The organism is Arthrobacter sp. 05L45_2, assembly GCF_056397525.1.
The window spans coordinates 1-12,366 of record NZ_JBFTNO010000115.1; the positions used below are offsets into that span (position 1 = coordinate 1).

A 12,366-nucleotide genomic window follows, 5' to 3' on the forward strand; every position below is an offset into this window, starting at 1 on the left:
TATTTACCCTTGCTTTGCTGCCGCTCGTAGTACGCCGTCTTCGCCAGCTGCGGCACGATGTTCCGGCCGGCCCAGGCAACGCCCAGCGCTGACCCGGACCGCAGGGCCTGGTCCTCGATGCCGCTGGCGTAGAACAGGGATGACTGCTTGGCCGTTGACAGCGCCGGAAGTTTACCGCCGACGCGGATGTCGGCCATGTCGTCCTGGCTGACAGAGACAACCAGAATGTCCGCTGCGAGGTCGTTGGCCCGTTCATGCGGCCACACGTAGGACACGGGCGAGCCCTGGCCGCCGGAGGCGCGGCCTTCCTTGGCCACTGTGGCCAGCGAGGGCGCTGACACGAGTCCGAAGTCCTTCAGGGTGCTGACCATCACGGTGTTGTCCGGGGAGACCTGGAGGTCGGCTCCATCAGCAGAGGACGCTGCGGCGAACAGGACAGTGGTTCCCCTGAGGCCCGCGTAGTCACGTACGGCGTCACGGATGGCGCCCTCGGTCTTGGCCTGCAGGTCCGCTGCGGCGTCCGCACGGCCGAGCACCTTGCCGACGAGAGCGGACTTGGTGCGCCAGTCGCGGCCCGAATCCGCGGACTCGGCGAGCACCACGGGGGCGATCTCCGACAGTTTGGCGTAATCCGCGCGGGTGACGCTGCCGCCGACAGCCAGGATGACGTCCGGGTCGAGGTTGCGGATGTCGTCAAACGGGATCGCGACCTTGTCGCTGAGGAGGAACGGCGGGGCACCATCGATGTCGCGCATCGCGGCTGTGAACCACGGCGACGAGGCGGAGCCGGAGATCCCCACGGGGGCCAGTCCCAGCGCGGCACAGGTATCGGCGTCCGCGCTGCCCAGCGCCACAACGCGCTTGGGCGGTGCCGGGATTTTGGTGGTCCCGTAGCTGTTGGTGAGGCTCAGCGGAAAGCCGCTCGCGGAGACGTCGACGGCGGCGGCGTCCTTTTTGGCGCTGCACGCCGGCAGGGCCAGGGGCAGTGCGACCAGGGCGGCGAGGAATCCGCGCCGGCCGATCGCCTTGCCGGTGGTCGGTCCGTTCGGCGGCGTCATGGCCATAGTTGAATCCTCAGCATTTCGGTGGTGAACAAGAGTGCGGGCCCGATGGACAGGTCCGAGTTTACCGCCTGCGCGGCGGGCCGCCTGGCTACCGGCATGCGGTCAGTTTCAGGAGTTTCGCCCCGCCGTGCTGGTCGATCACGGTCGCCACGCCGGCCTTGTCGAGGTCCGCGAGGCCCGGGGCGGGGTGGTGTTCGTTGTTGACTTCCTGGGTGCCGAAGTCCAGCACATAGCCGATCTTCAGGCGGGAGACGGCCGGGCAGACAGCCGGGTCCGTTCGGGCGTCCCGCAACCGGGCCAGGATGATTTTGTCGTCGGGGTTCTCGTTGCTCGTCAGGATGTGCAGCTGCATGGTGCGCCTCCCGGCCAGGGCGTAAGCCAGGGCGCTGCCGTTGCCGGGGTTCGAGGCTATGACCGCATCCGTCGGCACGAACTTGTCCAGTTCGGCCAGCACGGCCGCCTCATCCGAAGTCAACAGCGGCGACTCCTGCGTCAGGGCGTAGCTCCCGCGGGCCACGGAGACCATGTCAGGAACGCTGCCCAGCTGCGTCAGGACCACCAGCACGACGGCGCCGGCGGCCGAGAAGGCGGCCCTCGCCGGCTTCCGGGACAACAGGGCCCCCGCGGGGGCTGTACCGCCGTCGGCGGCCGAACCACCGGCGCGGGCCGTGGCGAGCCGTGACCGGAGCCAGGTCCACGCGGCAGTCGCCCCGACGGCGGCCGGCACAACGACGGCCACCGGCAGCAGGGCGGCCAGCCGGTAGCTGTCGCTGTACCAGGTGCCTGAGAGGAAGTAGCGGAGCCGTCCGGCGGGGAAGCTGGAGACAGCCACGAACAGCAATGCCGCGATCAGCAGGACGCCGATCAGCCACCAGCTGCGCTGCCTGCGCACAGCCAGGACGACGCCGGCCACAGCCAGGACCGAGATCAGAATGGCAGGCGAGGTGCCCAGGGGCGCGTTGCCCGCCACCTGCAAAACGGCCCTGGGGATGGACTGGACCGGAGGCCAGAAGGCCGCGGCGAAGGAGGGCCGGGCCACAACCCACAGGGCGAGGGCCGCAGCACCGCCCGCTACGAGGGCCACGGTCCAGACCGCGGCCCGGACCTTGTTCGCGGTCCAGTCCCGGCGCCAGGCCCGGACCGAGACAACGTAAACGTAGAGGACGGCGGGTGCCAGGAAAGCCAGGAACGCCAGGAACGTGCTGGGGTGGGCCTGCGCCACGCCGGCAGCCCCGAGCGCCAGTACCACAACGGGCAGCGGGCCCCGGAGCTCCGGAACCGTGGACAGACCCAGCGCCTGGACGCCAAGCGCCAGCAGGCCCGGGAGCAGTGAGAGCGAGAGAAGGTTCGGGTACAGGACGCCGAAGTGGATCATCAACAGCGGGAAAGCCCCGAACCCTGCGGACAGGATTCCGGCGATGACCGAGGCGGCCCTGCTCTGGCCCAGCACCTGCTGGCAGAGGTAGACGCAGCCCAGGGGCCAGGCGACGGCGGCGATGGCGATGTTGCCGGCGTTGACGGCTACGGGGACGGACGCCGTCGTCGTCTGGGCGATCAGTGAAATGAAAGCGTGCCAGCCGGCCGGGTAAAAGGCTCCGCCCGTCATGGCGCCCAGGGTCAGGGACGAYGCCTGGCCGGTGTCCTCGATGTAGCGGATGGCGTTGAGGTGGAAGATGTTGTCAAAGGTCTGCGAAATGTGGTCCGGCGCCCCGATGACGTCAACCATCCGCGCGCAAATGATGACCCCGCCGAGGGCGGCGCCGCCGAGGGCCCACCAGAAACGTCCGTCGATGCGGCGCTCAGTGTGCAGCGTGCGCCACCGGGCCGGCAGGAGGCGCCGTACGCCCAGCGCCGCAACGACGCCGACGGCGGTCAGCCCGGCGACCGGCCACAGCGACCACGGGATCCTGATAAACGGGGCGAGCAGCCCGGCGACGGACACCAGCGCGATGGACAGGACCGGGGCGAGCGCGGCGACGGCGAAGGCTTTGAGCCCGAGGGCACGCCCCAGGAGCAGGCCCGGCACGATCAGCAACAGGACTGCCGTCAGTACCGCGGGCAGGCTGGCAAACCAGGACATCTGTGCTGACTCCTCGGAAAAGTTGGGACGGCGGACTAGGACGCCGCGGCCGACCGGCGCCGCAGCTCCGACACGACCTCGGTGACCGGGCCGTCCAGGACCACGTTGCCGTGCTCGAGGAGGACGCCCCGCTCGCAGACGGTAGACACAAGGTCGAGGTCGTGGCTGACGACAAAAAGCGTCTTGCCGGCTTCTGCCAGCTCCTTGATCTTCGCGATGCATTTGCGCTGGAACGGCTCGTCACCGACCGCGAGGATCTCGTCGATCAGGAAGATCTCCGGGTCCGTGTGCACAGCGATGGAAAACGCGAGGCGCAGGTACATTCCCGAGGAGTAGAACTTCACCTCGGTGTCGATGAACTCACCGATCTCGGCGAATTCGACGATCGAGTCGAACATCTCGTTGATCTGCTTCTCGGTCATCCCCAGGATGGCGCCGTTCAGGTACACGTTGTCGCGGCCGCTGAGATCGTGGTGGAAGCCTGCCCCCACCTCGATGAGCCCGGCCACCCGCCCGCGGGTGCGGACGGAGCCGGCGTCGGGCTGCAGCACACCGGAGATGAGCTTCAGCAGCGTGGACTTGCCGGAGCCGTTGAGGCCCAGCAGCGCCACCGTCTCGCCCTGGCGGACGTCAAGGGAGACGTCGCGCAGCGCGTCGAAGACCTTGTACATGTCGCCCTTGCGTCCGCGGACGAACCACACCAGGGCCTCCTTGAGGGACCGGGTGTGGCGCAGCACGAACTTCTTGCGCACGTCGTTGCACGTGATCGCCAGCATCTTTTCCTGCATGGCGCTCACAGCTCCTGGGCAAATCGGACGGAAAGTTTACGGAAGACCAGCTGGCCGACGAACAGGATGACCAGCGACACTCCGAGCGCCACCGGCGCCCAGACCGAGGCGAGCCCGTGCATCACGGGGGCTGCCGCCAGCTGGGCGGGGTTCAGCGTCGGGTACCAGAAGCCCCAGTGGAAGATTTCGACGGCGACGGTCATCGGGTTCAGCTGGTACAGGAAGAAGTACGGGCCGAGGGCCCGCTCAACCATGGTCCAGACGTAGAGCACGGGGGACGCCCAGGTCACGATCATCAGGATCATGTCCACGATGTTCTCGGAGTCGCGGAAGTAGACGTTGGCCGCGCCGAACAGGAGCCCCAGCCCGGTCGCGAGAATGCCGACGATGACAAAGGCCAGTACCACGGCCGCGAGCTGAAGGATGCTCGGCGCCCAGCCCGTAAGCAGGCAGGCACCGATCAGCACGACTGTTTGCGGCAGGAAGTGGATCGCTGAGACCAGCAGCGTCGAGACCGGGAAGAGTTCGCGCGGCAGGTAGATCTTCCGGATCAGGTCCCGGTTGTCGACGATGGACCGCGTCGAATTGCCCAGGACCTCAACAAAGAAGTTCACCAGGATGATGCCGGAGAACAGGTAGATCGCGTAATTCGGGGTGCTGCCCTGAAGGTTCAGGAAGATGCCGAGCGCCACAAAGTAGACGAGGAACTGCATCAGCGGCTTCACGTAGGACCACAGCAGGCCCAGGACCGACCCGCGGTAGCGGACCTTGATTTCCTTGCGCACGAGGAGCTTGAGCAGGAACCATTCGCGGAACACGTCCCGCAGTCCTCCCCCTTCGCCGGGGGTGGTCAGCGGCGAAACCGCTGTCCCGCCGCCGGATGGAGTGGCGGTCATATCTTCGCCTCTCCCCTTTCCTGGTCCTTGACGGCTACGGCCGCGAACGTTTCCTGCCAGGCTTCCCGTCCGGTGAAGGCCGGGAGCGCCTCTTTGTACTTGCGGGCGTTGTTGTCCCACTCGGCCATCAGTTTCATGTGCAGCCGGACCGTGCGCAGGAGCATCGACCCGAAGGTCTTCCGGTCCCGCTTGTACCAGGAGGCGCCGCTGCCGTCGGAGGAGGACACCAGGGCCGAGTCCAGGGCGGCGAGCCGCCACCAGCGGGCTTCCGCTGCCGGGACGGAGACCTGCGGGTTGGTCATGGCCTCCTCGCGGACGGGCCGGAGCTGCCGCAGCAGTCCGGATGCGGCGCGGACCAGCGACTCGGCCACGTAGTTCGGCTCGTGGTCAGCGTCCACCTCGCCGGAGCTGAGGACCCTGGGGAACGAATGCAGGTCGGGGGTGATCCGTGCGTCGGTGAACCCGGAGCGGGTCTTGCGTACCCAGTCCAGCCTGTCCGCGATGGTGGCGTGCAGGTGGTCCGGTCCGCTGAGGACATCCTCAAGGGCCTTGAGCCGGACTTCGACAGCCGAGTACTGCATCGAAATGAGGTGCCGGACGTCCACCGCGATGCTTTCGAACGGCATCCGGCCGCCCTTCTTCCGCGGCGAGTGGCTGAGCGCGGCTACCCAGCGGTTGCGCTGGTGGTAGTAGGCCTGCCAGTCGATGGTGTCGTCTTTTTCGCTCCAGGGCATGTGCCAGACGGCGGCACCGGGCAGGGTGACCGTGCTGATGCCGTGTTCCTTGGCGCGGATGCCGTATTCGGCGTCGTCCCACTTGATGAAGACCGGGAGGGCATAGCCGACCTCTCGGACAATGGAGGTGGGGATCATGCACATCCACCAGCCGTTGTAGTCGACGTCGATCCGGCGGTGCATCCAGGGYGTGGTRCGCAGGTTGCTGGCGCCGAAGTCGTGGGCYTCCTTGGTGTTCACGGCGGGACGCCAGAAGTAGCGGACGTCGTCGACCTGCTCGCCGTAGGTGTGCAGCACCGACCGCTCGTACAGGTTGAACATGTGTCCGCCCACGATGGTGGGAGTCCTCGTGAAGTCCGCGAAGTTGACGGCGCGGAGGATGCCCTCGGTTTCGATGCTGACATCGTCATCGAGCAGCATGACGTACTTGCTGCGGCCATCCTTGAGCGTCTCGTCCATACCGCGCGAGAACCCGCCGGACCCGCCGATGTTGCCCTGCTCGATCACCTTGAGCCGGTCGCCGAGCACTGCCGCCTGCTCCTCGAACTGCGGCTGGGCGCGGACCTTGTCCGTGCCCTGGTCCACGAGGATGAAACGGTCCAGGATGTCGACGACGCCGGCGTCCCCGGCGAGGGTTCCGATGTGGCGCAGCGCGTAGTCGGGCCGGTTGAAGGTGGTCACCGCGATGGAGAGGGTGCCGGGCTCGAAGCCTTCGGGTTCCTGGACGGACCAGCCGGCGCTCTTGAGCGCCACCGGCGTCCCGTGGGCCACGAGGTCGAACCAGTACCAGCCGCCGTCAACGAAGGTCTTCAGCGGCAGGTCGAACGTCACCTCGCCGCCCTGTGAGGCGTGCGTGCTCTCCACCCGGTTCGCGGTGCCGCGGGGGCTGGAGCGGTAGACGATGACCGTTGCCTCGGCGTCGACGTCCACCGTCAGGCGGACGGATTCGACGGCGGTGTGGTTCCGCCAGTAGCTGGCGGGGAACGCGTTGAAATACGTGCCCAGCGACACCCGCCGGAACGCCGGCAGGGTCATGCTGTTGCGGCCGGTGATGAAGCCGGAGTGCTGGTGCGAGGTCGCGGGCGTGGTCGGCGGCGCCGAAATGCGGCCCCGGCGCAGGGCGCGCTTGGACAGCTGCACCACACGCTGGACCGGGTTGAAGTCGACGTAGAGCGGGAGGACGTCGGTGTCGCCGTCGACCGGCAGCACTACGCGGTGGACTGTCCGGAAGGGGCGCTGCCCTTCGGTCCGGGTCGAGTCGTCCACGGCTACGCTCATGCGTCCACTCCTCCGCTTTCAATCTTGGTTCCGGACTCGAAGTGCGGCCGGATCTTGTTCTCGAACATGGTCAGGGCCGAACCGATGGCCATGTGCATGTCGAGGTACTTGTAGGTCCCGAGGCGCCCGCCGAAGAGGACATCCTGCTCGGCAGCCGCGAGGTCGCGGTACTTGAGCAGCCGCTCACGGTCGGCGGAGGTGTTGATCGGGTAGTAGGGCTCGTCGCCCTTCTCCGCGGCGCGGGAGAATTCGCGCATGATGACGGTCTTTTCCGTCTGGTAGTCGCGCTCGGGGTGGAAGTGGCGCGGCTCGATGATGCGGGTGTACGCGACGTCGGCGTCGTTGTAGTTGACCACCGAGGTGCCCTGGAAGTCCCCGACGTCGAGCACTTCTTCCTCGAAGTCGATGGTGCGCCACGAGAGGTCACCCTCGGCGTAGTCGAAGTAGCGGTCCACGGGGCCGGTGTAGACCACGGGAATGTTGCCGACCACTTTGTCTTTGCTGTATTCGTGCGAGTCGTCGAAGAAGTCCGTGTTGAGCCGGACCTCGATGTTCGGGTGCTCGGCCATCTTCTCGATCCACGCGGTGTAGCCGTTGGTCGGCAGGCCCTCGTACTTGTCGTTGAAGTAGCGGTTGTCGTAGTTGTAGCGCACCGGGAGGCGGGAGATGATGCCGGCGGGCAGGTCCTTGGGGTCCGTCTGCCACTGCTTGCCGGTGTAGTGCTTGATGAACGCCTCGTAGAGCGGCCGGCCGATGAGCTGGATGCCCTTGTCGTTCAGGTTCTGCGGGTCCGTGCCGGCGAGCTCGCCGGCCTGTTCCTTGATCAGGTCCTGGGCCTGGCCGGGCGTAAGGTTCGCGCGGAAGAACTGGTTGATGGTGGCCAGGTTGATCGGCAGGGAGTAGACCTCACCCTTGTGGACGCCATAGACCTTGTGCACGTAGTTGGTGAACGTCGTGAAGCGGTTGACGTACTCCCAGACGCGGTCGTTCGAGGTGTGGAAGAGGTGGGCACCGTACCGGTGTACTTCGATGCCGGTCTGCTCCTCCTTTTCGCTGTAGGCATTACCGCCGATGTGGTGGCGGCGGTCGATGACAACAACCTTCAAGCCCAGCTCAGTGGCGGCCTGTTCTGCGATTGTCAGGCCGAAAAAGCCCGACCCTACGATGACGAGGTCAGCGGTCACAAAATCTCCTGGTTCGAATGTGGGCAGCGCAACGTTGTGCATTGTCTGCTGCTCTAGACTACCGAGGCTTTCGCCGGAGCCACGAATCGCGGCCGCGCCACGCTGGGCCGGCCCGGCACCCGGGAGCTGCCGCGCCGCGGGATTGCGGCCTTGGACGGAGGTACTTTTCCACATCCGGTCCTTTTCCACATGGCCGCCTTCCCGTGCCCGCCTGGCCGGGGTCCGTCCGTAGCGTGGAGGGGTAGTGCGGAGCCGGGCGTCCGACGGCGGCTGGGCCGCTGCGTGCAGGCCACGGCGTGCGGGAGTACTCAGAAAGGGGAAGTCCGGTGTTGCTGCAATGCACCCTTGTCCGGGGCCCGGGGGCGGCGCAGGCCACGGGGCCCGTGGAACTCACGATCGAACTGCCCGCAGGGTGCTCCGGGGCGGACGTCGAGGCTGCCATGGCCCGGCGCTTCGGGACCGGCATGTTGTCCGTGGCAGGGCTGCCCCTGGCCGGGCTGACCGCGGGTGCAGAACCTCTGGTGAACGGCGCGGTACTCGTTGACGGGGCCGGAGTGGTTGGCGGGGCCGGGACGGTCGATGGCTCGGGCGGGCCACTGTCCCATGACTCGGGACCGTCTGCCGGGCCACCCTTGCTGCTCGCCGTCCTGAGCGGCCCCGGCGCCGGAATGGTCCTCCCCCTGCGCCGGGGGCGCTACCGCGTGGGCCGCAGCGGAACGGAGCTCATCCTTCCGGATCCCGACCTGTCCCGCGAACACGCACAACTGGACGTCGGGCCCTCCGGCGTCATGCTCGCCGACCTTGGCAGCGCCAACGGAACAACCGTCGACGGCACACCGGTGGGCAGCGCCCGGGTCTCCAGCGATTCGGTCATCGGCTGCGGCCAGTCAACACTGGGCCTGATCGTTGGGAGTAGCCGCCGCGGGACCGCCGGCGAGGGAACGCCGGCGGCCCTGTCCGGGGCCGGCTCCGATACAACCGAACCGCTGCGGGTCCCGAGCCCCGGTGCGCCTCCCAACCGCGCTGCGCTCGTCCTCACTGCAGTCCTGCCGCTGGCGGTCGGCGTGGCATTGGCGGTCATAACGGGGATGTGGATGTTCCTTGCCTTCTCCGGGTTCTCGGCCGTCTCTGTCCTGGTCCCGGCCCTGTCGGGCCGGAGGCGCCGGCGCGAACTCGCGGCGGCGGTCGCTGCCGCCGCAGCAGCAGACGCTGCCCGCCGGCGCCGGGCCGCACCGCCCGCCGTCGACCTTCTCCTCAGCCCCGGGGCGCAGGCGGACGGCGACGACGAAGCCGAGGAGGCCGGGCCGGTGTGGCTGCGGCTGGGGCTGGCGCCGGGTATGGCGCGGATCCGGCTGGACCCGGATGATCCCAGCTTCCGGGCCCCGCCGCTCGGGGCCGTGCCGGTGTGCCTGAATCCCAACGCGTCCACCCGCGTTGGGGGTCCCGCCCGGGATGTCGCCGGGCTGGTCCGGTTCCTCGTTATGCAGCTAGCGGGCTATCCCAGGGCAGGGCGGACCCGGATACTGCTGCACGGGCCGCCCGACTCCTTGCCGCTCGCAGCACGGTTTCTTTCCCAGGTCTCCCTGTCCGCGGACGTCGCGGGAACCGCGGCCCGGGTTGCCGCCGGCCCGGGGGCAGGCTTCGACCGCGCAGGTTCTGGATTGCTCCGCGTCATCCCCCGACGACTCATCCCCCGACGACGTTGGCCAGAGCGTCCTGCTGGCTGACCGCGGGGCGGTACTGGCCACCGGCGCCACCCGGACGCCTTTCACCCCGGATCTGGTCCCCACCGAGGTTTTCGACCGGTATTGCCGGCGCGCCCGCCGGCCACCGGGACCCGCCGGCGTCGCGGGGCGGATCCCCGATGTGTCCCTCCTCCCTGATCTCCTGCCCTTGTCGGCCGGCGGGATCCGGCAGAGCTGGGCCGCAGCACGCCGCGACCCCGGCGGAGGCCTGCCCGTTCCCGTTGGCCTGTCCGCGTCGGGACCAGTGCGTCTGGACCTGCAGGCCGACGGGCCGCACGTGCTGGTCGCCGGGACCACGGGCTCGGGCAAGTCGGAGTTCCTGCGGACCCTTGTTGCAGGGTTGGCCGCCACATATCCACCGGACGTCGTCAACCTGCTGTTCGTGGATTTCAAGGGCGGCTCGGGGCTGGGGCCTTTGACGGGACTGCCGCACTGCGTGGGCATACTGACGGACCTCTCCGTCCCCGACGTGGCGCGCAGCCTGGCGTCGCTGCGCGCCGAGGTGCGTTGGCGGGAGGAACTGCTGGCCGGGGCCGGTGTGCCCGATCTGGCGGCGTACCAGGTAAAAGCACGGCACCCGGCTCCCGGCTGCCCGCCGCTGCCGCACCTGGTCCTGGTGATTGACGAGTTCCGGATGCTGGTTGAGGACGCCCCCGCCGCGCTGGGCGAACTGATGCGGATCGCCGCCATCGGGCGATCCCTGGGAATACACCTGGTGATGGCTACCCAGCGTCCACAGGGGGCGCTTTCGGCCGACATCAGGGCCAACGTCACGAGCTCTGTAGTGCTGCGGGTCCAATCAGAGCTGGAATCCAGTGACATCATGAATTCCCGGCTCGCAGCGGCGATTCCGCTCAACCGCCCCGGCCGCGCCTACCTCGTCCGGGGCAGCGGAGCACCGGAGGGGTTCCAGACCGCCACCCTGGCACCTCCGCGGAACGGTCCCGGGGGCCGGGTGCAGATCTGGGAAACCGCGGCCCTGCTGGGGGCCGGGGCGGCCGATCTCCCTTCCGTCCCGGCTATGGGCGGACTCCCCAACCCCGCCGAAGCGGCAGCTCCCGTGGTTGAGCTGGCGTCCCGGCTATGGGCGGAGCAGGGCGGGCCGCTCCCCCGGCGTCCGGTCGCCCGCCCGCTGCCGGCGCCGTTGCCGTTTCCCCTCCGGCGGTCACGGCGGCCCGCTGCGTCCTCAGTGCCCGGCGTACTGCTGGGGCTGAGTGACGTGCCGGAGTTCCAACGGCTGCAGGAGCTGGAGTGGCTTCCGGGCAGCCACGGACACCTGGCGCTGATCGGCAGCACCGACGGCGGTACACCGGACAGCCCCTCGGGGACTGCCCGATCCGTGGCCGGACAGTTGTTGGACAGTACAAAGGAGTCCCACCTGTACATGCTCGACGCGAACGGTGCACTGGACTGCCTGGCGGACTCGCCCCGGGTCGGGGCCTGGGCGGGGCTTCATGAACTGCGGCGTGCCGTCCGGGTACTGGAGCGCGTGGCCGGGGAAATCCGCGTCCGGCTGGCTCCCCCGGGCACCGCCGACGCCCCGCCGCTGGTCCTGGTGCTGAACGGCTGGGGGTCGTGGGCGTCGGCGCTCCGCTCGGGTCCCCTGGCGTGGGCGGAGGACCTGGTCCATGACATCATCCGCGACGGGCAGGCGGCCGGGGTGACGGCCATCGTGTCGGGGGGACGAGAGCTGGTTTCCGCGCGGTTCTTCGCGGCCTTGCCGAATCGTGTCTTCTTCCCGGCCGGGTCGACGGAGGAGAGCCGGCACGGCTGGCCGCGGCTGCCGGACCTGGCGCCCGTCCCCGGCAGGGTCGCGGTGGCGGGGCCCTTCGCCGAACCCGCCCCGCACGCCGCCCAACTCTACGAACCGCCTTCCCCAGGCCCGTCCGGCCGCCGCTCCGCCCTCCCTGCGGACCGCAGGCCATTCCGGGTGGAGCCGTTGCCGGCCCGGGTGGGTGTGGCCGAAGTCCGGGCACGGGTCGTGGCGGCCGGCCCCAGCCCGGCATTCTCGGGTCCGGCGCTCGCTGAACCGGGGCCCCGGCTCTGGGTCGGGGTCGGCGGGGACGAACTCCTGCCCATGGCTGTCCCGTTCCCCTCYGGCCGCGCCCTTGCCGTCCTCGGCCGGGGCGGATCGGGGAAGAGCTCCCTGCTGCGGGCGTTGCCGGGCCTCAACCCGGGCCGGACGTGGCTACATCCGGGCGCGGGTCAGTCGCCGGACAGCTATTGGGCCGCCGTCCTCAGACGCGCCCTGGCCGGCGAACTCAAGGGTGACCTGATTGCACTGGCCGACGATGCGGACCTGGCCGGCCCGGAGACGAACCGGTACCTGGCGGAGCTCAACGGCCTGGGCTGGGCAGTGGTGCTGACCGCGGGATTCGGCCCGGGCGTCTTGCAGCGGGTGCCTCTGGCCCTGCAGGCCCGGGTCCACGGCATGGGGATCCTGATCGGCGCCCGAACCCCTGGCGACCCGGACCTCTTCGGGATCCGGCTCGAGCCGGAAGACAACCCGCCGCCGGGCCGCGCCGTTGTGGTGCTCGACGGCCGTCCCACGGCGGTGCAGTTGGCCGTGGAGGGCAGCCCTCCGGACGGGTCAAGAG

Annotated in this window: 8 protein-coding genes; 2 read left to right on the forward strand and 6 right to left on the reverse strand. The window is 69.0% G+C overall.

Translation table 11 applies throughout. The features are described from left to right. The 6 genes from AC1DHD_RS10185 to glf all read right to left on the reverse strand — a co-directional run. The coding region (locus AC1DHD_RS10185; protein WP_476879604.1) for an ABC transporter substrate-binding protein at positions 1–1,058 on the reverse strand (1,058 nt) is incomplete at its 3' end. Positions 1,059–1,152: 94 nt separating this feature from the next. Then, complete coding sequence (locus AC1DHD_RS10190) at positions 1,153–3,144, reverse strand: DUF6541 family protein (protein WP_476879605.1); 1,992 nt, start codon at positions 3,142–3,144, stop codon at positions 1,153–1,155. Positions 3,145–3,179: 35 nt separating this feature from the next. After that, positions 3,180–3,932: an ABC transporter ATP-binding protein gene (locus tag AC1DHD_RS10195; RefSeq protein ID WP_476879611.1), complete on the reverse strand. Its 753-nt coding sequence runs from the start codon at positions 3,930–3,932 to the stop codon at positions 3,180–3,182. Between the two features lie 5 nt (positions 3,933–3,937). Further along, on the reverse strand, positions 3,938–4,828 hold the full coding sequence (locus tag AC1DHD_RS10200) for an ABC transporter permease (RefSeq protein ID WP_476879606.1): 891 nt from the start codon (positions 4,826–4,828) through the stop codon (positions 3,938–3,940). Then, positions 4,825–6,840, reverse strand: a complete 2,016-nt coding sequence (locus AC1DHD_RS10205; RefSeq protein ID WP_476879607.1) for a glycosyltransferase — start codon at positions 6,838–6,840, stop codon at positions 4,825–4,827. The genes AC1DHD_RS10200 and AC1DHD_RS10205 overlap by 4 nt, the downstream gene beginning before the upstream one ends. Next, the gene (gene glf / locus AC1DHD_RS10210) at positions 6,837–8,024 is read right to left on the reverse strand and encodes a UDP-galactopyranose mutase (RefSeq protein ID WP_476879608.1); all 1,188 of its coding nucleotides are present in this window, start codon (positions 8,022–8,024) and stop codon (positions 6,837–6,839) included. Before glf ends, AC1DHD_RS10205 begins: the two co-directional genes overlap by 4 nt. A 383-nt stretch (positions 8,025–8,407) precedes the next feature. On the opposite strand from glf, the gene AC1DHD_RS10215 reads away from it, so the two are divergent. Beyond that, positions 8,408–9,751, forward strand: a complete 1,344-nt coding sequence (locus AC1DHD_RS10215; RefSeq protein WP_476879609.1) for an FHA domain-containing protein — start codon at positions 8,408–8,410, stop codon at positions 9,749–9,751. A gap of 139 nt (positions 9,752–9,890) precedes the next feature. After that, positions 9,891–12,366, forward strand: a 2,476-nt coding sequence (locus AC1DHD_RS10220) for an FtsK/SpoIIIE domain-containing protein (RefSeq protein ID WP_476879610.1), incomplete at its 3' end; no start/stop codon positions are given.